Origin of the sequence: Caulobacter sp. UC70_42 (genome assembly GCF_044056025.1) — a bacterium.
Taxonomy (GTDB): Bacteria; Pseudomonadota; Alphaproteobacteria; order Caulobacterales; family Caulobacteraceae; genus Caulobacter.
The window spans coordinates 5009893-5033439 of the sequence record NZ_CP171994.1 but is presented as its reverse complement, the minus strand read 5'-3'; the positions used below and the strand labels follow the sequence as shown (position 1 = coordinate 5033439).

The window sequence follows — 23547 nt, the reverse complement described above, 5'->3', positions numbered from 1 at the left end:
GCGATCAAGGCGGAAACCCCAGGCAGGGGCCTCTTCTAGAAGCCGCCGGCCTCACCGGGCCAGAAACACGTGAATCTCGTCGTGAGCCGTCCGGAGCGTGAAGACCTCGCCGCTGAGTTCGGCGTCTCTCGCCATGGCTTCGTAGTCGATGTAGAGCCGCAGGGGGGCAGGGATTTCGACCGTCTCCTCCGTGAATTCCTCGAAATAGTCAGCCAAGCTCTCGTAGGCGCCTTGGTGTCCATCATCGAGCGCCGAGATCGCCTCGTCGATGTTTCCGCCCACATGATCGAGCACCAACGCGCCGAGCCGGCCTCGCTCGCGCAGGAAACAAGCGATCTCGACGATCCGACCGATGGGTTCGTACTCGCCGATGTTCACGCCGCCAAAGCCGTCGTAATCGTGGATGGCGAATTCTTCCGCGCCGGCGATAGGGGAGGCGCTGAGCATGGCGGTGATGGCGTCTTTGATAGCGTCCTCGCCCTCGACGTCGATCCACGCTCCGTGGAGGTGGCCGGCATTGTAGGCCGCTAGGCAAGCGACATAGATCCTGGGCGATAGCCGGTCCGCTGCGCTGGACATGGTGATCTCCTTCGGTCGTTGGGTTGCGGACGCTCAAGGCGCGTCTGAAACCCGACGCCCGTCGGCGAGACCGGGGGTGCAAGCGAAGGAGCGGCTTTGCGGGGAACCGGCTGCAGGATCGGCGGCGCGAGAGCGGCACCGGCCGAAGCTGGGCGAAAGCCGCTTCGCAGCGCGCTGGGGGCTGGCCCCAAGTCTTCCGTGGACGCCGGCAGAGCCGACCAGCTTCCGCCATCCTTGAATCGGCCGCCCGCCAATGCGCGCAGTCTTATCGGCTCGGTCTTGATCACCGAGTATTGGGAACCTCCAAGAGCTGGCGCTCAAAGATCCGTCGCATATTCTTGCGACGCTCATGATGGTTCAGTGAACTGCGGCAGCGTTTACCCTGTGCATTCCGTCACAGTCGAAGGCGCCCGTGCTCGCTGATTTAGGGGGCTAAAGTCGTCAATATTCACCCGGGCGCCCGTCATTAGGGCTGAGAATGTCACTTGAATGCGCAGGAATCGCTGCGCTGCGAAGAAAGGTTGGTTAACAACCGCCGAGAGCGGTTGTTTGCGGAACGCTGATTTAGTAAAGGCTTGTTAAACCATCGGGCAAAGACCCGGACACATACACTGGTGGGGACCACGTGCTGATTGCAACTAATCCGTCAGCGGATCAGCGAACCTGCGCCGTGAAAACGTCGCCGGTCGCCAAGGATCCGCTCAAGCGAGCGATGGACATTCTGGTCGCGGGCGGCGCTTTGCTGTTTTTCGCGCCGCTCCTCGCCCTTGTCGCCATTCTGATCAAGCTGGAATCGCCCGGCCCGGTGTTGTTCCGGCAATCGCGCGGCGGGCTGAACGGTCAGGCCTTCACGATCTTCAAGTTCCGCTCGATGCGGTGTCAGGAGAACGGCTCGAAGGTCGTCCAGGCCAAGCGTGATGACGACCGGATCACGACGCTCGGCAAGATCATCCGCAAGACGAGTATCGACGAGCTCCCCCAGCTCATCAATGTGTTGCGCGGCGACATGTCGATCGTCGGCCCGCGCCCGCACGCCCTGGCTCACGACGCGCAATATGGCGCGCTGATCGCCAACTATCACCTTCGTTTCCGCACGCGTCCGGGCCTGACCGGCCTAGCCCAGATCAAGGGCCTTCGCGGCGGCACCAACGCGATCGAGGCCATGGCCGCCCGCGTCGACGCAGATAACGACTACATCGAAGGCTGGTCTTTCGGTGACGACGTTCGCATCATCCTGATGACCGTGCCGCATCTGTTGATGGCGGAAAACGCCTACTAGGTGTTGAAGCGGCGACAGAGTTCGATCTCTTCGCGGCCGGGGATTTAAATGCAAACCGTACTTGTGGCCGGCGGGGCCGGATATGTCGGCTCGCACTGCTGCCTGGCGCTGGCCGCGGCGGGCTTTCGGCCCGTGGTGTTCGACGATCTGTCGAACGGCCATCGCGAGCATGTCCAGTGGGGACCGCTGGAAGTCGGCGACATCCGTGACGCCGCGCGGCTGGACGCGGTCTTCGCCCAGCACAAGCCCGTCGCCGTCCTGCACTTCGCCGCCCGCATCGAGGTCGGGGAGTCGGTCAAGAACCCCGGCGCTTTCTTCGATAACAATGTCGGCGGGACCATCACTCTGGTCGAGGCGGCGCGGCGGGCCGGGGTCGAGGCCCTGGTGTTCTCCTCGACCTGCGCCACCTTCGGCGATCCGGTGACCTTGCCGATGGCCGAGGATCACCCGCAGGCGCCGCTCAATCCCTATGGCCGCAGCAAGCTGATGATTGAGCAGGCCCTGGCCGACTACGACCGCTATGTCGGCTTCAAGAGCGCCGTGATGCGCTATTTCAACGCCGCCGGCGCTGATCCCGAGGGCCGCATCGGCGAGTGGCACGAGCCGGAGACCCACGCCATCCCGCTGGCGATCGACGTGGCGCTGGGCAAGCGCTCGCATTTCACGATCTTCGGCGACGACTACGACACCCGCGACGGCACGGCGGTGCGCGACTATGTCCACGTGCTGGACCTCGCCGACGCCCACGTCTCGGCGCTCAAGCGTCTCCTGGCGGGCGGATTGTCGGAATTCTACAGATCTTGGCACCGGCACAGGGACGACGGTGCGCGAGCTGGTCGACGGCGTCGGGCGCGCGGTCGGCAAGCCTCTGGCGACCCCAGATGGCCCCGCGCCGGCCAGGCGACGCCCCGATCCTGGTCGGCGACAACGCCAAGGCCCGCGCGCAGCTGGGCTGGAACCCGTCGCGCGATCTCGACGCCATCCTGTCCAGCGCCTGGCGCTGGCATCAGGCCCAAGGCGCGAGATCCTAGATCATTTGGATGAGGCCGAACGATGAGATCGTCCGGCCCCGGATAGTTATCAACTAAATAGAGGCACGGGGCCTCGCCCGCCACCGTTCCAAGCGGACCAATTGGGGAAGATGTACGGGAGGTCGGCGGCGCTAACGCCGTACCACCGGGCGATCGCGCCAATATATTCCTCGGTGGCGATCGACGGGATCCAGCGGCCGTCGTTGGAGCTGTCCTCGTTCCCGCCGAAGGTCACATCCGGATAGCGGCCGTGCACCTTGCCGTCGGCGAGGGCGCCTCCCAGCACGAGATGGTTGGACCCCCAGGCGTGATCAGTCCCGCCGCTGGCGTTGCCTTTATAAACGCGGCCAAAGTCTGACATCGTGAAAGCGGTGACGTTGTCTTGCAAACTCAGGGCCTTCATCGCATTGTAGAAAGCCGCCAGAGCCATCGCGAGATCACCGTAGAGCGCGTTGTGCGCCGACAGTTCGAGGGTGTGGGTGTCGTAGCCGCCCTGGCTTACGAAGAACGTCTGCTTGGCGTGGCCAAGGGTGTTTCTAGCCTCGATCATCCGCGCGGCGCGTTGTAACTGCTTGGAGACGTCGGACGTCAGTGCGGCGCCGGTCGTCGGGTTTACAAAGAACTTGTCCACCGCCGAGGTCGTCGAGGTGATGGTCGCGTTGACCGCCACAGCCTGGGCGTACGACGACGACATGCTCTTGCTGGTCAGGTCGGTCACTGCGCCGTACGACGAACCGATCAGCGAGAACGTCGATGGCGGCTTGGCGCGGCTTGGCCGTCGGGTCGATCGTTCCGACGCTGTAGGCGTTGCGCTGCAGGCCGCCCGACGAAGGAAGGATGAGCGGGGAACTGGTGTTGCCCAGCAGGGCCAGCTGGGCGCCCGAGATCGAGATCAACGGCGGAAGGCCGCTGGCCTGGGCGCGATCGTTGAGGCGGCCCATGAAGCCGTCGACATTTTTTGAGCGCGTGCGCATGCCCTGCCACTGATATTGCTGGTCCTCGTGGGACATCAGGTTCAGCGGCCGCAGGTCCGGGCGGTTCGTGTAGAGGGCCTTGGTCAACGGCGTGAACAAGGTGCCGGTGTTAAGCACCACGCCGAGCGCACCCTCATTCCATGCCGTCTTCAGGGGGGCCATGGCCGCGTGCAGGCCAAAGGCGGTCCCGGTCAAAGGCACAAGGCTGCTCTGGGCGAGCGCGATGCTGGAGCCGCGCTGCTTGGCGTAGTCGACGTAGCGGCTGTCGTTGGGCACGACCATGTTCCAGGCGTCATTGCCGCCGAAGAGGAAGACGCCGACCATGGCGCGGTACGCGCCGGAATCAGCGGCCAGGGCGCTGGAAAGCGTAAGCTGGCCGAGGGAAGCGAGGGCCGAGCCACCAGCCGTGAATTTCAGGATTTCGCGACGAGAAACAGACATACGCTTACCGATCGACTTGGAAGAGGGGGGACGAAGCGACGACGTAGAGCGCTGTCTGCACGCGTCGACGCGCTGCAGGACTGGATCGCTGCTCTTGTAGGCGGACATGGCTGCCGCGATGGCCTGGCGCTGCGCGGCGGTCATCGTGCCGTTGAACATCAGCAGATTGATGCGATCGAGGGCCTGGTCCGCCGTGAGAGCTTCCCACTGAGCCCAGTTTGGCTGGCTGCCAACCGAACCGGTCAGGCCGCTTTGGACCGCGAACTCCGGACGGCTCGCATCGCCGCCGAGGGTGAAGTCGTAGATGAAGTTATGGCGCGCGATCACCGTCGAGGTGGTCATCAGCTTGCCGGCCGGGCTGACCAGGCCGTTGCCTTGCGGCAGCGGGAAATCGTACGGGTAGTAATTGAATACCGACGGCGCGCGGAAAGGCTGCTGCCCCATGTTGGTGTCGCGCATCAAGAAGGCATAGCCATCGGTCTTGAAGCCGATGGCGCGCGCTAGGGAGGTGGCCAGGAGCACGGGCTCCTTCACCTTTCCCGGCAGTTGCGAGACCACGCGGGCCTCGCTGTCCAGATAGATGGCGCGCACCACAGCCTTCATGTCGCCGCGCACGCCCGAGCCGTTGTCGGCGAAGGCCGCGGCCACGCGTCCGACATAGGCTGGCGTGGGGTTGGCGACGATCAGCTGCTGGATCAGCCGCTTGCAGATGTACGGGCCGGTATTCGGATGGTTGAAGAGGGTGTCGACAACCGCGTCGATATTGGCGGACTGGCTTGCGTTGGCCTGAACGTTGGCTCCCAGGAAGGACTTGGCTCCAGTATCGAAGCGCGCGTTATAGGGAACGAGCGGCTTGGAATAGTCCCGCTTCGTGTTGTCGGTCACGGCCGCGCCGTTGAGGCGCGCATAAGTCCAGCCGGTGAGGGCGCGGGCTACTTCCTTGACGTCGCTGTTGCTGTAGGTGGCGATCGTCGCGCCGGAGTTATCGGTCTGCGGCGTGCCGTCAGCGTTTAGAAGTGTCGTGCCGACCGAGAAGAGCTGCATCAGCTCGCGTGCGTAGTTCTCGTTAGGTTGGCTCTTGTCGCTGTCCGCCATGTCCAGGAAGTCGCCCATGTACGGGTTCAGCGTGACCGCCTTGAGGGTGTCGCGATAATTGCCGAAGGCACCGTCGAGCAGGATCTGGTTGAAGGCCGCTAGGCCGGCGGTGGTGTGAACCTCAAGATCCGAGGCCACGATGATCTGCGAGAGGGCGAAAGCAACGCGCTGGCGCAGTTGGTCATCGTTACTGATAGCATTCGCGTAAAAGCGCATTCCTACCGGAGTCACCCTGAAAGTTGTCGCGATTGCAGGACAGTGCTTCCTGGCCCGCTGTGCCCTGGCAGAAGCTGGTAGGCACCGGTCTAGATGCCAAATCTGCGTAGGTGCTGGCGCGCAGGTCAAACTGCTCATCAATCCAAGCCTCTTCGCTGCCCAAGGCCACCATGTGATCGATCAGCGCCGGGGTAGGTCCAAAGGTAGCCTGCTTGGCGAGGCGGGCGGCGATTTCGGCCGTAAGGCCGCCCAGAGCGAGCCGAACAGGGCTCATGCGAGCGGGAGAGCTCTCAGCGGGCGTGCTCGCGCTTGCCGAGGTCTTGTTGTTTTGAGCACTACAGGCGGACACGGAAAGCGCCAGGCTGAGACACGCCGCGAAATCCGAAATACTTGGTACGCATACAAAATCCTTGGCGCGCCCAGGGGGCGCGTCTGGGGTTGAGGTCAGGAACGAGCAGTGGGAGGTTGTACCCGGGGCCTAACGATCCATACGCAGGATCTCCCGAACCTCTCCGAGACCATGCTGGTCGCGACGCAGGGCTGACGGCCGAGCTGTCTCGACCCGCAGTGGACATTCGAGGTCCGCTTTGCTGGCGCGGCAGCCGACACCAAACGTCACTTGCGTCTCCGGATATGCGTCACAGACCATGAAGGTTGAATGCCATGTATACGAAGGGTGTTGCGCACGTAATGTGGCAGGATATCGCATCAAGGTTTTTGGCATATCTGTCGATTGTTGCGATTGCTCAATTATTGAGCGTCGCGCTATGTCGGTTTGGAGACTTAATTACCGAATTATAAACGCTCTCTTGTTGCCGGGAAGCTTGTTTTGCTTTCACAGGCAGCCTGATGTAGTTGCCGTTGTATAGGTGTGGCGTCGCAGTGCAGAATTCTTGAGCCGCATTGCTCAGTCGAGAAACCGCCAAACTTTCATAGGAAAGTCGCGGTGCTCAGACAATTTCGCAGGGCGGGCTTAGAATATCACGCCGGAGCCGACCGACGATCCAACTGCGAGTAGATGAGTAGCGATCAGTGAAAGTGGAGCGTGGATAGGATGGAAGTGCTGCCGGATCGTCGTTTTCTTATCTCGGGCGGTCTTGCGGCGGCCATGGGAGCCACCTTTGGATTTCCTAGAGACCTGCGTTGGCTCGATGCTGACGCCTTCTTGGCGTCAGTAGGGCTGAACGGCCATTTTGGGCAGGCCCAGACCCCGTACGCCAAGATGTTTGATAGAGTTATGCTGATGCTCAGCGATCTCGGCGTTCAGCGTTATCGAGAGGATCTCGGATTCTTCATTCCGCAAGGGGCGTGACGCCGATCAGTTTCTCAAGATCCGCACTGCGGCGGCCTTGGGTTTCCGGTTTTCGCTGGTCTGTTTCGATGGGGTCCATGCCCCCGTTCGGGATTCCCACGGAACTGACGCCGCGAATCTACGACTGGTGTGACGGTGCGGTCGACTTCTTTGAGGGGCCGAACGAGCCCATGGTCGGTCGTTCACCCGCAGGCCCGGCCTTGCTGAAAGAATATCAGCAACGGCTATATGAGGCGGTCAGGGCTTCGGCAGATCTCAAAGATGTTCGTGTGCTGGGGCCCAGTCTGATCCAGGCGCAGATCAGACTGGCTGAGCCCATGGCTGACGTAGTTGATGACGCTAACATCCACCCCTATCCTGGGCACTTCAATCCGGAGACGACTACACACGCCTCGTTGCAACTACATATCGACGGTGCGCGCCGCGTGTTTGGAGACCGCCCGGTTGTGATCACCGAGACCGGCTACCACACCGCGCTCGCCACACGGAAACAGCACCTACCCGTGCCAGAGGCGATCAAGACGCGTTACATCCCGCGTCTACTGCTGTGGTGTTTCCACAATGGCGTGAAGCGGACCTATCTCTATGAGGGCGTTTCTAGCTTCGATCGCGGCGATACGGATCCCGAAAGCAGCTTCGGGCTTCTGCGAAACGACCTCTCGCCGACGCCTTCCTACTACGCGGTGAAAAACCTGCTGGCACAGTTTAGGCCGGACGGCACCCGAAAATACAAGGGACAGCCGTTGTCGGTCAGGGTCGAGCGCGGCCCCGCGGATCTGGTCTGCATGGGGTTTCGTCGCCGTGACGGAGCTAATCTGGTGGCCGTCTGGCGAGGAAGCCAGGGATGGGACGCGCATGCCAAAACCCTGACACCAGCCGCGCGGGCTCCGTTGAACCTTCGCCTGCGCGGGCGCCCTCGCACCGTGCGGCTTCACCGGTTCCGAGACGACGGGTGCCTATCATCGACGCGCCTAGAAGCTCAAAATGATCTTTTGCGCGTCAGCGTCGACGATAGCCTCGCAATTGTCGTGTTGGCATGAGAGAAGCCAACGGCTAGAGCGCCGATGCGCCGGTGGGTGGGGCTTCCGATAGTGGCGCGAATTCTCGTTGTTGGTAAATACTATCCTCCCTTCATGGGGGGGATCGAAGATAACACGGCTGCCGTAGCGCGATCTCTTGCGACCGCGGACACGACGTGACCGCGCTTGTCAATGCGCATGCCGGCGGCGGCGATTCCAAAGAGGTGGTCGACGGCGTTTGTGTCGTGCGGCGTAAGCCTTGGGTCACCGTCTCGAACCAGCCCGTGGCGCCGCGCCTATTCGACGGCATCGACCTTTCAAACTTCGATCTCGTGCACTTCCATGCGCCAAATCCGTTCGCGAACGCGTTGCTCCTGCCTCTTCTGGCGCGCGCAAAGGTGCGTCCGGCACTGGTGATTACCCACCACATGGACATTCGCGGCCGGCTGGGTTTGCGCGAAATGTCCCGCGCGCTCTACGCTCGCCTAGTCCGCGCCGCGCAGTTGGTGATCGTGACCTCAATCAAGAATGCGAACCTGTCTCGCGATCTGCCCAAGACAGAGACGATGCTAGCCGTGCCTTTAGGTGTCGAGCCGGAGCACTATGTACTGAATGCTGAGGGGAAGGCCCGGGCTGCCGCTTGGCGCAAGGACTTGGCCGGGGACGCCCCGCTGATAGGCTTCCTGGGGCGTCACGCGCGCTATAAGGGCCTCGACGTACTTGTCCGCGCGATCGCGCAGATGCCGGGGGTACACGCCGCAATTGCGGGGGACGGGCCATACCGCCAAAGCGCCGAGGCGCTTGCCGCGAAGCTGGGAGTCGCTGACCGCATACACTTCCTGGGCAAGGTGGATCACGGCACCAAGCTTTCCCTCTTGTCTTCGATTGACGTCTACACCTTCCCTTCCACCGAGATCACCGAGGCGTTCGGCATTTCGCAGCTAGAAGCGATGTTCTGCGGCGCGCCGGTCGTCGCCAGCGCCCTACCGACTGGCGTGACAGATGTCAGCATCGACGGTCGCACCGCTCTAACCTGCCGTCCAAGCGACGCAGCCGACTTGGCGGAGAAGGTCCAGACCCTTCTGAACGACCGCGTGCTAGCCGAGCGGTTAGCTCAAAGCGCTCGCGCCCACGTCATGGCCAGCATGACGTCGGCGGCGATCGAGGCTCAGACGCGCAACGCTATTGAGGCCGCGATGATTAAGGGGTTAGTTTAATGGTCGAGTTGGCTCCTCAAATGGAGCGGCCGCGCATGATGAACCTGCAGGTATTGCGTGGGGTTGCGGCTTTGATGGTGTTCTTTCACCACTTCACCCCTTATCTGGCAAAATTCTATCCAAGCGCTAAACTTCTCGGATTCGGTGCATCTGGCGTGGATATTTTCTTCGTTCTTAGCGGATTTATAATGGTCTCGACTACGCAAGGGGGCAATAGTTCAGGATTCCAATTCATATGGAACAGGTTCTCTCGTGTAGCTCCCCTGTACTGGCTCGTGACCATGATTATGGTCGCGCTTTACGTTATTGGGTTTAAACCTGTTGGGCTGGTCAATCTGAATTCGTCTTATATTTTTAAATCTATTCTTTTTGTTCCTTTTGTCAGAAACGATAAGTTAGAGCCAATCGTTGCTCCGGGATGGACGCTAAACTATGAAATGTTTTTCTATGCACTGTTTGCGGCGGGCTTGTTTTTGATCTCTAGAAAAAGGCGGTATTGGGCGTTGATTTCAACTATATGCCTGATATCTCTATTGGGTGTTATGGGCGCTTTTAGTAATTTCTATCTTCACTACTATGCAAACCCTATAATTCTCGATTTTGCATTCGGTATGCTAATTGGTATTTACTTTTCAAGAGCTCGATTGGGCTTTAATGTGAATTCTTCTCTTATTGCATCGGTCGGTTTAATTGTGTTCGCGGTCGCGATTATAGTGACGGTTGAAATTGTTGCGCTTTCGGGCGGTCCGAGGCTTGAATATATTCGAGGTGCGCGACCTATGACGTGGGGGGTTGCTGGTGCAGCCCTCGTTTTTGCTGCATGTTTACTTGACCGGTTTGGCTGGTCCGTCCGCGGTGGGCTCCTGACGGAAATCGGAAACGCGAGCTTTTCACTATATCTAATTCACAGTCTGGTTCTTCATGCCGCCTCTAAAGTTGCAGAAAGGATTGGGCTTGGTGGAGTATCGTATGTCGGGTTGGTGTTCATTGTTGGATTGTCATTGACGTTATTTATAAGCTTCATGCTGTTTCGATATTTCGAGGTTCCGTCCAATAAGCTATTGCGTCGCATGTTTCCGGTGCGTGAGCGATCGGTGTCGGTGTAATGGATCTCAAGCTGAAGTCGCGATCTAATTCCTCTGCCCTGCGTTTGGCAAATATTCAAGCGTTGAGAGCTGTCGCTGCGATTATGGTTGCTCTGCTTCATGCCCAAGTATCGGTTATGGGGGAGGCAGCGGTGTCGGGGCAAACATTTAGCCCCTGGTCCGTCGTTGATCTGTCCTTCGGAGTGGACATTTTTTTTGTAATATCTGGCGTCGTCATCACGATATCTTCGGTGAAGCTGGCGGAGGCGCGGCAGGGCATGGCTTTCTTTAGAAAGCGGTTTCTAAGGGTTGTGCCCACCTACTGGGTGTTCACCTTCGTGCAGGTTGCCGCCACAGCGGTCGCCGCATTTGTTCATCCGGTGAGGTCATCCGATGATATTCTAAATTTTAAAAATGTACTGTGCTCGCTATTTTTCATCCCGATTGATACGTTTTCTTATGGGACGCTTGCGGCAATGCCTGTTTTGTTCGTTGGGTGGTCTCTCAATTTTGAGGTATTATTCTATTTCATATTTGGAATTTCGATATTTTTTGGCGGAGCTCTCCCTGTCGTACTAGGTCGGGTCATCGCAGTAGTATTAGCTCTCGTGATTGTCGGTAACGTTAGTCACGTGTCGGTACTACCCTGGGTGTTTTGGGCGCGTCCGATCATGGTTGAGTTCGCGATTGGTATTTTGCTCGGTTACATTTACTTACGGGGTTTTCGTGTGTCGGGATGGATACAAGCTGTTCTACTGATCGCTGGACTTTCAGTATGGCTTTTTGTCAAACAATCGCATTTAGAGGGTGCGCCGCTGAACCCGCATGTCACCCATGGCTGGTCGCGCGTCATGTCTGGAGGCCTGGGGGCTACTCTGATCATGTCCGCCGCAGTGCTTGGCAGTTGGCACGTTCGCGGAAAGTTTGGCGAGTTGTTGAATAGGCTCGGTGAATCCTCCTACGCGCTTTATTTGGCTCACCCAATTATATATTTAGTGCTAGCCTTTTTTGCCGAACGCTTCGTGCCGGGCATGTCGTGGAGTTGGTATGCGGTCGTGGTGTTGTTGATTGTCGCTATCCTGTTTGCTCATATGTTCCACGTTATATTTGAGCGCAGACTTCTTGACTGGCTTGACGCTAAGATGAAATTTGGGACCACGAAGGTCGAGGCGCCGATCAACTGAGGATGGCGTACTAAAGCTGGGCGAAAGCCTTGGCGAGATCGGAGCGCGTTAGCCCGATGTCAAAGCGTTCGTAGGCGTCCGTTCGCCCGGCGGCGGCGAGGCTCGCGGCCATGTACTTATCCTCAATCAGCTTGGCGATGGCGGCGCCTAGCGCATCTGGATAGCCCGCCGGGACTAGCAGTCCGTTGACGCCGTCCTGCACGATTTCATCAACGCCGCCGCCGGTGGTCGCGATCACCGGCAGGCCGGTCAGCTGACCTTCCACGATGACCCTGCCAAAGGGTTCGGGATGCGTTCGAGGCGTGAACCAGAATATCGACACCGCTCATCAACTGGGCGACGTCCGTCCGAAAGCCAAGGAAGCGAACGCGGTCCTCCAGGCCAAGCGCTCGCGCCTGCGTCTTGAGCGCCGCCTCGTGGACCTCTTCCCCGAACAGCGGACCGCCGACGAATATCGCCTGGACGTTTGGCAGATTGACGAGGGCGTCCAACAGCACATGTTGCCCCTTCCAGGGTGTGAGCCGTCCAAACAACCCGACGATGTGGCGGTCGTCCAGGCCCTCTGCCGCGCGCAGGCGTCGTCCCTCCACCTTGGAAGCGAGGGGCCATCCTTCGACGTCAAAGCCGTTGTAAGCGATGCTCACGCGGTCGGCGCGCCCGCCGGCGGCGATGAAACCCTCCGCGGCGGCCTTCGAATTCACCACGACGCGTCGGGCCAGGGTGTTGGCCATCAGCACTGCCGCGCGACGGTTCGTCGGGCTGAAGGCTTCGTCCATCAGAATGTCGTGGAGAATCCAGACAAGGGGCTTGCGGGCCAGTATCGCCGCAATCCCGCAGACGAACAGCGCCTTTTGGGAGTTGGCGCACAGAACGTCGTAGTCGCGCACGCGCCGGGCCAGCGCCACGGCCGTCTTGAGCAAGCCCAGGACGGCCGCCGGCTTGGAGCCGCCGCCACCGCGCTTGACCTGCAAGAGGCCGGCGTCGCCTTGGACGACGAAGGCGAGGCGATCTTTGGCCGCCAAATCGTCGGCGACAGGACCAGGCTGCAGGAATGCCGCGCGCCACGCGCTGGGGCCTCCGACGAGAACGTCAGAGAGAAAGAGCTCGGCGCCGCCCTTTTCAGCGGTGTGACTGACGAAGAGAACGCGGGTCAAAAGTTCCTCCTGGACGCGGCGAGAGCATCCTCCAGGACGCGCTCATAGGCGACGGCGGACTGCTTCCACGAGAAACGCCCGCGGTTGGCGCGCCCGCGTTCCGCAAGCGCCTTGCCGAGGTCAGGCGTTTCGAGCAGGGATCGCAGATGTCCGGCCAGCGCCTGGGAGTCGTTAGGAGCGAAGAACAGCGCGCCGTCCCCGGCGATCTCCGGCAGGGCCGAAGCGTTCGAGCAGACCACTGGGCAATCCTGGCTCTGGGCCTCTAGGATCGGCAGGCAGAATCCTTCGCTAAGGGACGGCGCCACATAGGCCACGGCATCGCGGTAGAGGGCCTTGAGGTCGCCGTCTGGCACGTTGGTCAGGCGAATGACCGGCGTATCGACGCCCAATCGGGTGAGTTCGGCATTGATCGTTTCTCCGCCGTCCTGGCCGACGTGGACGATCTCTAGGTCGGGGAACGACGGCCGAATTTCAGCAAACGCACGCGCCGCCAGGGCGAAGTTCTTGTTCGGCGTGGCGTTGCCCACCAGCAGAACGTAGCGCGCCGGTCCGACGCGCGCAGGATTGGCCGGGGCAGGGGACGTGGCCGCGTCGGAATGGATGGTCCGAGCCTTCGCGCCGAAGCGGGGACGCCAATGGCCGAGGTCGGTTCGCGTCGCATCTGAAACGGTCACGATGCGGGTGGAGCCGTTTAGGACCAAGTCGTAGGCCAAGGCCATGGTCAGGGTCGCCCGGCCGCCGACCTGTTCCGGCAATGTATGGAAGTAGAGGTCATGTGCGATCGTCACGCGCGCCTTCGCGCCCCTGGCGGCCCCGAAGGGATCGGCATTGAGCACCACGTCCACGCCCAGTTGGCGGCAGATCGCGGGCATGCGCAGCGCTTCAACAAGCGTGTCCAGGATCATCAAGCGCGGGCGGGGACGCTCCACCACCGTCAGGGATGATGCGGCCAGGGCGGGCGGCAATTGTTCGCGCGACCACGGAGAGCGCAGCACGTACTCGTGTCGACCCAGGGTCAACAGTTCCTCGAGCAGTTTGAAGACCACCAAGGCGACGCCAGACGGGCGTCCGCCGTACTGGCTCGGCATATTTACGAGCACGCGCATGATAATGAGAGGAATCCTTTCGAGGCATGGCTACGTGCTCGCGCTAAATCAAGCTATACCCGCGCTCGGTTTTTTCGCGAGGCCACAGTTTGCGCATCTTGCATGTCAGTTCTCTGTACAAGCCCGACATTGTCGGAGGCGCCGAGGTCCTCGTCGAGCAGTTGGGGCAGGAGTTGCGCCAGCGCGGCCATGAGGTCGCGGTAGCCTGTCTGTCGCGAGAGCGCACGCCGGCGGGCGATCAGGATGGGATCCGCGTCTATCGCCTGGGAAGCGGGCCGGTGTTTTTCCCCATGGATTGGGGAAAGGCTTCAAAGCCTGCTCGGCTGGCCTACAAGGTCACGACCCTCGCCGGGACGCGCGTGCTGGACGGTCTCGACGCGGCGATCGCCGATTTCCGCCCCGATGTCGTCAATACCCACTCGCTGGCCGAGCTTTCGCCCATGGTGTGGGCGGTGGCCGCCAAGCGCGGGATCCCCATCGTCCACACGCTGCACGACTTTGCCGGCCTATGCACGAACAGCGCAATGTTTCGCGACGGCCGGGCCTGCGAGGGCCAACACGCCAAGTGCAAGGCTTGGGGGACGCTTCATCGGTGGCAGTCAGCCAAGGTCGATGCGGTGATCGGCGTTGGGCGGGACATTCTGGCGCGCCACTCATCCGCGGGCCATTTTGCCAACGTCAGAAAGGATATGGTGCGCGTCATCTGGAATCCCATCTCGCCGCCGGAAGCCATGGCGCCGCGCCGCGATGTCGTGGAGCCGGTCGTATTCGGGTACCTGGGGCGGATCGAGGCTTCGAAAGGGGCTGACCTACTGCTCGAGGCCTGCCGCATGGCTCCCGCGGACGGCTGGCGCCTGGTGATGGCCGGCAAGGCCGTCGACGGCGACGCCCCCTACCGCGCCGCCGCCGAAGGGCTTCCGGTGACCTTCGCCGGCTTCGTTGACCGAGAACGCTTCTTTGAGGAAATCGACTGCCTGGTGGCGCCGCCGCTGTGGCCGGAAGCGTTCGGACGGACGGTCGCCGAAGCGTTGGTTCGAGGAGTGCCGGTCGTCGGAGCCGACATTGCCGGCGTAAAAGAGCAGGTAGAGGCTTTCGGCGTGGGCTGGCTATTTAAAACAGGGGATGCGCGGGATTTGTCGCAACGCATGCGCGAAATCGTCGCAAATCCTAAAAGACTAAAGATGGGTGCAAGTCAGATTTCGAAATTCACTGACCTTGTGTCGCCGGTCTCTATTGCAGCGCAATACGACAGCCTGTACGAGGCCCTCTTGAGGGGCTAGGGGAAGCCCGTGGGTGAAATTGGGGTTATATGCGCATCCTGCATTTGACGGCTCTGTATCCGCCGCACATTGTCGGTGGGGCTGAGCGTTCGGTCGAGCATCTGGCCGAAGAACTTGCCGCCATGGGCCATGAAGTCGGGGCCGCTTGCATCGAACGTGAAGGGCATCCTCGCGAGGTTCGGAACGGCGTCACCGTCTATCGGATGCCGCACAGCAACGACTTCTGGCTTGAGGACTGGCCCCAGCATGGACGCTTGAGCCGCGCCTGGCAGAAAATGAAGCAGCAGTGGAACTTCGAGATCGAGCGTCATTTCGATCGCGTACTCGAAGACTTCAAGCCGGACGTCTTGAACACCCACTCCCTGCTCGATGTCTCGACGCTGGTCTGGCGCGCGGCCAGGAAGCGCGGCATCCCGATCGTGCACACGGTGTGCGAATACGATCTGATCTGTGCGAATGCCGCGATGTTCAAGAACGGCAAGCCTTGCGACCACTGGCACGTGAACTGCCAAGCGATTAGCTTCACGAAGCGCCTGAACACCAAGATGACGTCGGCGGCGACGTTCGTCGGCAAGGCGATCCGTCAAACGCACGTAGACCACGGCTACTTCACCCACCTGCCTGAAGAGCGCCGGCGCGTGATCTACTATTCCTCGACCGTGGTCGGCGGCGATCCCGAGCGGCGCCGCGCGATTGATCGCACCGGCAAACCGATGAGCTTCGGCTATCTCGGGGCGGATCAACACCGAGAAGGGCGTGGGCACGATCATCGACGCGCTGCGCGAGATTGGTCCGGGCGACTGGACGTGCAAGATCGCTGGCCAAGCGATGGATGACAGCATCGAGCGCTTCATCGCGCAATCGGAAGGCCTGCCGATCGAGTTCGTGGGCTGGGTCGATCCCAAAACCTTCTTTGACGAGATCGACGTGTTGATCGTGCCGTCCATCTGGGCTGAGCCGTCGCCGCGGACGATCTATGAAGCCTATGCCGTGGGCGTTCCCTGCATCGGGGCGCGGACGGGCGGCATCCCGGAATTGATCGGCGAAGACAACAACGACTGGCTCTTCGCCGGCGGCGATCACAAAGAGCTGGCGACCCGGATCCGCAACGTGATGGCCAAGGGGCGCGAGTCGTTCCCGCCTCAGAGCGAATTCCAGTGGGTTCTCGACGAATCGACTTCGCGTCGTGTCGCCGAGAAGTTCGAAGCGCTCTACAAAGAAGTGCTCGAAGCTCCGCGTGCCGGATGAGCGACGCGACTGAAGCCAATGCGGGTCGTCGCACCGCCGTCGCCGCTGGCTGGGCGGCGATGGGGACGGTGGGCAATACCATTCTGAGCTTCATCGTGTTCCTGGTCCTTGCGCGGCTGCTCAAGCCGGCCGAGTTCGGGGTCGTCGCGGTCGCCACCGTCTTCGTCGACGCCCTGCTGGTGCTCTCGCGCGGCGGGCTTCCCGACGCGATCGTACAGCGCCCCAAACTGGACGAGCTGTACGCCGATACCGCGTTCTGGGTCTCCGCCGGTTTGGGCGTGACTTGCTGCGCATTGCTTATGCTCGGTTCGTTCCCGATCGCGATCATCTTCAGGATGCCCGAACTGCAGCCCGTGCTGGCGGTGTTGGCGTTCACGTTTGTGATCGGCGCTCTGGGAGGCATTCATGAAGGACGCTTGCAGCGCAGCTTCGGGTTCAAACGCTTGGCGATGCGCACCCTGGCCGCGAACACGGTGGCCGGCCTGGGCGCCGTCGTCATGGCGTTCCATGGTTTTGGTGTGTGGAGTTTGGTGGCCCAGCGCCTGATCGCCAGTACGCTGACCATGGCGCTGACCATCTTGGCCATGCCCTGGCGTCCCCGGTTCAGGTTCGACAAGACGCTGGCTCGCCAACAGGTGACGTTGGGCGGCAAGGTCCTGGGCTCGAACCTGCTGATCATCATGAACAATCGCGTTCACGAGTTGATTGCTGCTTATTTTCTCTCGGCCAGCGCCGTCGGCCTAATGCGTATGGCCTGGCGCTGCATCGACCTAGTTAGCCAAGTCGCCGTGATCCCGCTGGCTCAGGTCGCGCTCCCAACCTACGCCCGTGTTCAAGGCGTTCCGGAGGTGTTGGAGGCGCGCTTCAAGGGTCTAGTCTCGGCCTCGGCGATACTGGCGATGCCAGCCTTCTTGGGCATGGCGGCCGTGGCGCCGATCCTGCTGCCGGTGGTGTTCGGTCCGCAGTGGGCAGATGCGGCTCCCGTCCTGCAGATCCTTTGCCTGCTTGCCCCGGCCTTCGTCGTGAACTCGTTCGTGTGGCCACTGCTGGTCAGCGTGAATCGTGCCGGCGTCGGCGTCACGCTCAGCGCGGCGCAACTGGCGGTGGGGGCCGCCGCATCCTTCGTGGCAGGACCGTTCGGGTTGGTGGCGATCAGCGTGACTCACGTGTTCCGCGCCTACGCCTTCTGGCCAGCGATCCTCTACCTTAGCCGTCGTTTCGCCAGTGTCCGATCGAAGACGGTCCTCGTGGCAGTGGGCCTCCCTTTCGTGGCGGCGATGGCGATGGCTATGGTCATCGCGCTCGTCGTCCGGGGGCTAACGCCACACCTGGGGCACGTCGCCCTTCTTCTTTCCAGTATTAGCCTCGGCGCGGTGATCTACGCGGCGCTGATCTTGGTGCTTGCTCCCAAGCTGGTCGAGCCGGCTAAGGAAAAACTACTTTCCCTGGTCTTGCGTCGCCGCGTCGCGGTTTGATGATCTTATAAAACAGGCGATTACAATGGATACGATCACGCTTCTGGATACCAGCGCGGCATCCGACAACATCGGGGATTCGATCATTGTCGAAGCCGTGACGGATTGGCTGAGCGAATTGCGGCCGAACGCTTACACCTACACTGTTGCTACGCACGAATACATGACGGGGCACTCTAAACGGTTCCTCAAGGCCAGCGACGCGGCATATGTGGCGGGCACCAACATTCTGGCTTCGAACATGGAAGCGGGCGTGCTCTGGAAGCTTCGCCCCTGGGACGCCTTCGAGGTGAATAACGCCGTGCTTGTGGGCTGCGGCTGGCTGAACTACATGAAGGCGCCAAATGCCTATTCACAATGGATCTTGAAAAAGGTCCTGTCCGACAAACATATCCACGCCGTGCGCGATAGCTACACGCTCGCGCACCTGCAGGGTCTGGGCAAGCGCGTGCTCAATACTTCGTGCCCGACTATGTGGCGTCTGACACCGGAACATTGCGCCACCATCCCGAGCCGGAAGGCGGACGAAGTTGTCACGACCTTCACCTTCTACCACCGTGACGTCGAGCTTGACCGCAGCATCATCGAGATGATGAAGGCCAACTATTCGCGTGTGCACTTCTGGCCGCAACAACGTGAAGACCTGGCCTATTTTCAGTCGCTCGGCGTGTCCGGCGTGGAGCTCGTGAACCCGAGCCTGCGCGCCTACGACGAACTGCTCTCTAACAAGAACGTCGAATTCCTGGGCACCCGCCTGCATGGCGGCATCCGTGCGCTGCAGAAGGGCCGTCGGGCCCTGATCATCGTTGTTGACAACCGCGCCGCGGAAATCGGCAAGGATACCGGCCTGCCGATCGTCAAGCGTCGCGACGTCGAGACGATGAAGGCCTGGATCCAGGGCGACCGGCCGACGGAAATCGCCTTGCCCCGCGCAGCCATCGATGAGTGGATGGAGCAGTTTGCCTAAAACCGCCAAACCGACAGGGAGCTGGCCGCAATGACCGCAACGGAATGGCGGGACGTTCGCAGGCCTGCGCCACGCTCGAAGGGTCTAGTGGTGGTTTTGCCAAACACGGCTACCCTCACGGCGTTTTTGCTGGGCTTTGTGCTGCAGTTCAACCCGCTTAGCAGCACCTTCGGGATGCCGTTTCTACGCCTTAGCGACGCGGTGATGTTTATCGCCGCCTTTTTCTTCTTCTGGCGCCTGCGCAAAAATGAGCTGGTTCCAATCGGTCTCCAAGTCGCCGCTTTCGGAGGCCTTGTTGGCTTGTCGGTCTTGTTCAAAGCGTATCCGCTGAACGGTGATGTCTATTTCAGCCTCATGCTTTGGGCGAGTTTCTTGGTCTCGGCCATGTTGGTTGCCATCGAGCCACGGGAGCCTCGACTGGCCAGCGCACTGGCGGTGGGTATGCTGCTGGGGATGGTGCCGTCTACGGTTGTGCTGATCCTGCGTGCTGCAGGGTCGATCTGACGCCGATCGGTCTCGGCGTAACCATCGTCGGGAAGATTGGTTTCGGGGCCGAACTTGCCAAGGCCAAGCCAGGCGGTCTTTGGGCACATGGTAACGAAGCCGGGCACGTTTACGCCTTGGCCGGCGCTGCTGCCCTTTACCTTTCTTACCGGTTCAAAAAGCCAACCATCTACGGCCTGTACTATCTATTGTTCTTGGCGACGTTCGTGGTCACACTAAATCGCGGCGGCGTTATTGCTCCTTCGATCGGCCTGGCCGTGGCTTATGTCACAGCGGGACGGGGCGGTATCATGATGCGGCTCTTCCTCGCCTCAACAGGTGCAATTTTGGTGCTGGCCATTATATCATGGCTTCCTGCCTTCGAAGGTCTGAGATTGGCCTTCACATCTCGCTTTGAAGGTGACAGCAATATTATTCATAATCTCGCGGATCGTTCCAATACTTTGGTCGGCGGGCTTAGTGTGGCGGTGGCAAACCCGTTTGGCATCGGGCTCTTCGAACGCACACAGCAACTGATAGCGGCCAGCCACGTCGCAAGCGGGTCGCCTCACAACGCGATCCTCTCGTTGTCCTACCAGTCCGGCTTGAGCATCATGTTGCTCTATCTCGTGTGCTTCTGGCGACTCTGGAGGCGTCGCGCCGGCACGATATCGCTCCCGGTGCTAATGGCGTTTTTCGCCTTACCTTCGATGTTTTTCGAAGAATTGACGCTGAATCCGGACTTCCTATTCGCGATCGCGCTTACGATCGCGGCAGGGTTGCGGCCTAGTATGGGATCGACGAAGACTTCTGTTTCGGCCTACAGCGATAGTTCGAAAGCCATGCGTCAGGGCATGCGTCTCTAGTCACCACGCGATTTCCGCTTACTTAAATTTCGGTCACGCCGTTTGGCCGGCCCGCGGGAGATGTAAATGAAGATCGGGCGATTGGGGCACATCGACGGCCTCCGGGGGATCGCGGCGACGTTGGTGGTACTGCAGCACACCAGCGAATTTCTGCACGGAATTGCGCCGAGAGGCGAGTTCTTCACCTCGATCGTCCGACTAGTGACCTGGGACTGGCTGAATTTCGGGAAGATCGGCGTTGTCGCGTTCTTCTGCATCAGCGGCTTCGTCATACCTTTCAGCTTCAGTGGCTCAAGGCCACTAGCAAAGTTTCTTGTTTCACGGTTTTTCCGCCTTTACCCGATGTACTGGTTATCTATAGCTGGAGCTGTCTTTATTCTACCCATTGTTGGTATCCATGCTGGGTTGCGTCAGGTTCTAGCGAATATGACGATGGTGCAGGTTGTATTCGGGCAGAAAGATTTGCTTGGTGTATATTGGACGTTGCTAATCGAGTTGGTGTTCTACAGTTTTTGTTTTCTGGCGTGTTGGCGAAGCGTCTTGCGTTCGCCATTCTATTTCGCCGGTATGGGCTTGACCTTTCTGGCGGTCGCCTTGCTGATGGCCGTGGCAAACAACACTTTGGGCAAGGGCTTACCGATCGCGTTAGCGCTTGGCTTAGCGGTCATGCACTTCGGCGGCCTGACCCGATTAGCTGTTGTCGAGCGTGACGATCGCGCTCGTCGTTTGATGCCGTACGCTACGGTGAGCCTTCTAGTTTTGGCGGTGATTGCCTGCCTACTCGGCTACTCCCGCGATACCGCGTTAGGCGGCGCGCTGCCCTATGTGACCTCATATGTCGTCGCGATAGTCCTGTTTCTGTGCTGTGCCTTTTTCCGCATCTTCTCCGGTCGCGTCCTCTCTTTTTTGGGGGCCACTAGTTATGCTCTCTACCTGATGCATCCTCTGACCGCCCTGTTGGCTGAACATTTCGGGCGGGAGGTTGGCTGGCCATTGGGGGCAGGCGTAATTATCGTGATTATGGCGACGTCGTTTCCGATTGCATGGCTGGCGCACAAGCTCGTCGAGCGTCCGATGGCCCAACTTGCCAAGCGCGTCGAGAGTTTGCTCGAACGCGGTCCCGCAAGTCCGTCGATGACGGTTCCGTCTGTCTGAAATTGAGGTTAGGTGGGAAGCGCGAGACGCCGGTCGATTGCATCGCCATAGTCTGTCGCCTAGTTTCGTCGGCTTCTTGATAGCGTGCTGGGCGTCCTCGCCAGCACTGTGCCGGGCCGCAGCGGTGATAGCCGAGTTGCTCAGTCGGGCTCCGACGTCTTGGAGTGTAGATTAATTTTGAGGCCCGGCCCAGAATCGAACCGGGGCGGACACGGATTTGAAGTCCGCGAGGCTCGCCGCGTTGCAGACCACCAAGCGCTCACCACCCTTCGAGCAGTGCTTGCAGCCTTTCAACCACCAGATCCGCATCCGCCACCGAGAGTTCTGGATGCATCGGCAAGCTGATGCAGCGTTCGCCGGCATGGCTCGCAACCGGAAAATCGGCACGGTTCCAATCGAAGGTCCGTCGATACCACTCCAACTCGTGGATCGGACGGTAGTTGATCGACACTTCGACACCGTTGGCCTTCAAGCGCGACGCCAAGGCGTCTCGCTCGACGCCCTCGCGGTCGATGAGGATGACGAAGAGGTGGTGGGCGTGCGTCACCTTGGCGCGACGCCCGAGCACCCGGACGCCGGCTACCTTCGACAACAGCGTCTCGTAGCGCTCGGTGACCGCGGCCCGTCGATCGCGCCAGGCGGGGAGGTGAGGGAGTTGCCCTCGGCCCAGCAGCGCCGGTAGCTCGGCCATCTTGTAGTTGAAGCCAGGCCGGGCCAAGTCCCAATGACGCCAGTGCGCGGCCGCGTCGCCGTGCCGATCGAAGGCGTCAGTTGACATGCCGTGGTTGCGGAGGAGGCGGGCCGTGCGGGCGATTTCGGGGTCATGCGTGGTGAGCATGCCGCCTTCGCCGATCGGCAGGTTCTTGGTGGCGTAGAAGCTGAAGCAGGCGGTGTCCGCGTGCTGAGCCATCGATCGGTCGCGATAACGCGCCTCGGCGCCGTGCGCTGCGTCGTGGATGAGCGCGAAACCATGGCGCTCACGCAGGGCCAGAAGGGCATCGAGGTCCACGGGGTGGCCAGCGAAGTGCACGGGCATCACCGCCTTGGTCCTGGCGCTGATGGCGCGCTCGATCCGATTGGGATCCATGTTCAGCGTGTCGGGCTCGACATCCACGAGCACAGGCGTCGCGCCGGCGTGGATGATGGCGTTGCAGGTCGCCGCGAAGGTGAAGGGCGTGGTGATCACCTCGTCGCCCGGACCTACGCCGTGCGCCAGCAGAGCAAGGTGCAGAGCGGCCGTGCAAGAGGATACGGCCACGGCGTGTTCCACGCCCTGATAGTCCGCGAAGGCCTGTTCGAAGGCGCGCACTTGGCTGGCATTGGTCAGCCACCCCGAGCCAAGCAACTGGGCGACGGCGTCGAGGTCGAGATCCGGGAAGGTGGGCTGGGCCAGCCGCACGATCCGCTTGGGATCATCCGACATGGCTATGCTCTTGGCGCTGAACCTCGATCATAAGCGCCAAGCCGTCTTCCAGGGAGGTCCGTGGCGCCCAGCCGAAGTCGTCTCGCAACGCCTGGGTGTTGGGCTGCCGTCTCACGATGTCCTGGTAGCCATCATAGAGTTGGTCATAGGGAATGACATCGAGGCGCGAGGTGCTGCGGGCGAGGTGAATGATCTTGCGCGCCAGGTCCAGCACCGAGGTCTCTTCCTCCACGCCCACATTGTAGACGCCTCCCCGGTCCATGGGTGAGGTGATGATCGCCATCAGGGCCTCGACCACGTCGTCGACATAGCAGAAGCACCGCGTCTGGAGGCCGTCGCCGTGGATCACCAAGGGCTGGTCGGCCAGCGCCGCGGCGACGAACCCGTCCACCACGCGTCCGCGCAGGCCAGGCCCATAGGCGTTGAACAGGCGCACCACGGCGTATTTCAAACCAAGTTGTCGGCGCAGGGCGTCCAGATAGTGCTCGGCCGCCGCCTTGGCGCTGGAATAGCACCAACGCACGTTCGCAACCGGGCCAAGGATCCGATCGGCGTTCTCGCGCCAAGGCACGTTCGGATTGACGCCGTAGATCTCGGAGGTCGAGGCGAACAGAAGAGGGCGGTCGTGGCGCGCGCAGGCCTTGGCCACGTTGATGGACCCCAGCAGGTTGACGTCCATCGTTTCGAGCGGGTGGCTGCCGTAGCGCATGGGTTCAGCGATGCCGGCCAGATGGATCACGCGCTCGGCCTCGCCGATCAGCCGATCCGTCAGGGCGTCATCCAGGACGCTGCCCTGAACATAGACGAGCGCCGGATCGAACCCCGCGGGAGGGGCGGCGACGTCGAGGACCGTCACGGTCCATCCGACCTGCCGCATCTGCTCTACGAGGCGTCGACCGATGAACCCCGCTCCTCCGGTTACCAGCGCCTTCAAGAACGGACTCATTTCTCAGTGTTT

The 23547-nt window shown here is 60.9% G+C and carries 21 protein-coding genes and 2 pseudogenes; 15 read left to right on the top strand and 8 right to left on the bottom strand.

Annotated elements, in window-relative coordinates; genetic code table 11:
* Positions 1-51: 51 nt before the first annotated feature.
* Positions 52-579: an antirestriction protein ArdA gene (locus ACHMW8_RS25295; RefSeq protein ID WP_395444166.1), complete on the bottom strand. Its 528-nt coding sequence runs from the start codon at positions 577-579 to the stop codon at positions 52-54.
* A 625-nt stretch (positions 580-1204) separates the two neighbouring features.
* Here ACHMW8_RS25295 and ACHMW8_RS25290 point away from each other — a divergent pair.
* Positions 1205-1858, top strand: coding sequence for a sugar transferase (locus tag ACHMW8_RS25290; protein WP_395444165.1), 654 nt, complete (start codon positions 1205-1207; stop codon positions 1856-1858).
* A 48-nt stretch (positions 1859-1906) separates the two neighbouring features.
* Positions 1907-2889, top strand: a pseudogene (galE, locus tag ACHMW8_RS25285) (UDP-glucose 4-epimerase GalE).
* Between the two features lie 49 nt (positions 2890-2938).
* On the opposite strand, the gene ACHMW8_RS25280 reads toward galE, so the two are convergent.
* From ACHMW8_RS25280 to ACHMW8_RS25270, 3 genes are read right to left on the bottom strand one after another with little or no spacing between them, the layout of a single operon-like run.
* A complete protein-coding gene (locus ACHMW8_RS25280; protein WP_395444164.1) occupies positions 2939-3520 on the bottom strand; it encodes a DUF1501 domain-containing protein in 582 nt (193 codons plus the stop codon).
* A complete protein-coding gene (locus tag ACHMW8_RS25275; protein ID WP_395444163.1) occupies positions 3426-5615 on the bottom strand; it encodes a DUF1800 family protein in 2190 nt (729 codons plus the stop codon). The genes ACHMW8_RS25280 and ACHMW8_RS25275 overlap by 95 nt, the downstream gene beginning before the upstream one ends.
* Entirely contained in the window at positions 5587-5889 is a 303-nt protein-coding gene (locus ACHMW8_RS25270; RefSeq protein WP_395444162.1) for a hypothetical protein, read from the bottom strand. Before ACHMW8_RS25270 ends, ACHMW8_RS25275 begins: the two co-directional genes overlap by 29 nt.
* Positions 5890-6669: 780 nt before the next feature.
* On the opposite strand from ACHMW8_RS25270, the gene ACHMW8_RS25265 reads away from it, so the two are divergent.
* From ACHMW8_RS25265 to ACHMW8_RS25245, 5 genes are all read left to right on the top strand, one after another.
* Positions 6670-6927, top strand: a complete 258-nt coding sequence (locus ACHMW8_RS25265) for a hypothetical protein (RefSeq protein WP_395444161.1) — start codon at positions 6670-6672, stop codon at positions 6925-6927.
* A 77-nt stretch (positions 6928-7004) separates the two neighbouring features.
* Positions 7005-7967 carry a hypothetical protein gene (locus tag ACHMW8_RS25260; protein WP_395444160.1) on the top strand — a complete coding sequence of 321 codons (963 nt, stop codon included), beginning with the start codon at positions 7005-7007 and terminating at the stop codon, positions 7965-7967.
* A 131-nt stretch (positions 7968-8098) separates the two neighbouring features.
* Entirely contained in the window at positions 8099-9163 is a 1065-nt protein-coding gene (locus ACHMW8_RS25255) for a glycosyltransferase (RefSeq protein ID WP_395446054.1), read from the top strand.
* Positions 9164-9198: 35 nt separating this feature from the next.
* Complete coding sequence (locus ACHMW8_RS25250) at positions 9199-10269, top strand: acyltransferase family protein (protein ID WP_395444159.1); 1071 nt, start codon at positions 9199-9201, stop codon at positions 10267-10269.
* Positions 10269-11432, top strand: coding sequence for an acyltransferase family protein (locus tag ACHMW8_RS25245; RefSeq protein ID WP_395444158.1), 1164 nt, complete (start codon positions 10269-10271; stop codon positions 11430-11432). Before ACHMW8_RS25250 ends, ACHMW8_RS25245 begins: the two co-directional genes overlap by 1 nt.
* A 10-nt stretch (positions 11433-11442) precedes the next feature.
* On the opposite strand, the pseudogene ACHMW8_RS25240 reads toward ACHMW8_RS25245, so the two are convergent.
* Both ACHMW8_RS25240 and ACHMW8_RS25235 read right to left on the bottom strand, forming a co-directional pair.
* Positions 11443-12454 (bottom strand): annotated as a pseudogene (locus tag ACHMW8_RS25240) (glycosyltransferase family 4 protein).
* A 128-nt stretch (positions 12455-12582) separates the two neighbouring features.
* Entirely contained in the window at positions 12583-13692 is a 1110-nt protein-coding gene (locus ACHMW8_RS25235) for a glycosyltransferase family 4 protein (protein ID WP_395444157.1), read from the bottom strand.
* Between the two features lie 89 nt (positions 13693-13781).
* Here ACHMW8_RS25235 and ACHMW8_RS25230 point away from each other — a divergent pair, with 89 nt between their 5' ends.
* From ACHMW8_RS25230 to ACHMW8_RS25195, 8 genes are all read left to right on the top strand, one after another.
* Positions 13782-14972 (top strand): glycosyltransferase family 4 protein, encoded by a 1191-nt coding sequence (locus ACHMW8_RS25230; protein ID WP_395444156.1) that lies wholly within the window; start codon positions 13782-13784, stop codon positions 14970-14972.
* A gap of 29 nt (positions 14973-15001) precedes the next feature.
* Positions 15002-15808, top strand: coding sequence for a glycosyltransferase (locus ACHMW8_RS25225; protein WP_395444155.1), 807 nt, complete (start codon positions 15002-15004; stop codon positions 15806-15808).
* Positions 15729-16220, top strand: a complete 492-nt coding sequence (locus ACHMW8_RS25220) for a glycosyltransferase (protein WP_395444154.1) — start codon at positions 15729-15731, stop codon at positions 16218-16220. The genes ACHMW8_RS25225 and ACHMW8_RS25220 overlap by 80 nt, the downstream gene beginning before the upstream one ends.
* Positions 16217-17695, top strand: a complete 1479-nt coding sequence (locus ACHMW8_RS25215; protein ID WP_395444153.1) for a lipopolysaccharide biosynthesis protein — start codon at positions 16217-16219, stop codon at positions 17693-17695. The genes ACHMW8_RS25220 and ACHMW8_RS25215 overlap by 4 nt, the downstream gene beginning before the upstream one ends.
* A gap of 25 nt (positions 17696-17720) precedes the next feature.
* Positions 17721-18662 carry a polysaccharide pyruvyl transferase family protein gene (locus ACHMW8_RS25210; protein ID WP_395444152.1) on the top strand — a complete coding sequence of 314 codons (942 nt, stop codon included), beginning with the start codon at positions 17721-17723 and terminating at the stop codon, positions 18660-18662.
* A 30-nt stretch (positions 18663-18692) separates the two neighbouring features.
* The gene (locus ACHMW8_RS25205; RefSeq protein WP_395444151.1) at positions 18693-19166 is read left to right on the top strand and encodes a hypothetical protein; all 474 of its coding nucleotides are present in this window, start codon (positions 18693-18695) and stop codon (positions 19164-19166) included.
* Between the two features lie 116 nt (positions 19167-19282).
* On the top strand, positions 19283-20011 hold the full coding sequence (locus ACHMW8_RS25200) for a hypothetical protein (protein WP_395444150.1): 729 nt from the start codon (positions 19283-19285) through the stop codon (positions 20009-20011).
* Positions 20012-20077: 66 nt separating this feature from the next.
* Complete coding sequence (locus ACHMW8_RS25195; protein ID WP_395444149.1) at positions 20078-21166, top strand: acyltransferase family protein; 1089 nt, start codon at positions 20078-20080, stop codon at positions 21164-21166.
* A 259-nt stretch (positions 21167-21425) separates the two neighbouring features.
* On the opposite strand, the gene ACHMW8_RS25190 is transcribed toward ACHMW8_RS25195, so the two are convergent.
* Entirely contained in the window at positions 21426-22589 is a 1164-nt protein-coding gene (locus tag ACHMW8_RS25190; protein ID WP_395444148.1) for a DegT/DnrJ/EryC1/StrS family aminotransferase, read from the bottom strand.
* Positions 22579-23535 carry an NAD-dependent epimerase/dehydratase family protein gene (locus ACHMW8_RS25185; RefSeq protein ID WP_395444147.1) on the bottom strand — a complete coding sequence of 319 codons (957 nt, stop codon included), beginning with the start codon at positions 23533-23535 and terminating at the stop codon, positions 22579-22581. Before ACHMW8_RS25185 ends, ACHMW8_RS25190 begins: the two co-directional genes overlap by 11 nt.
* Positions 23536-23547: the final 12 nt, after the last annotated feature.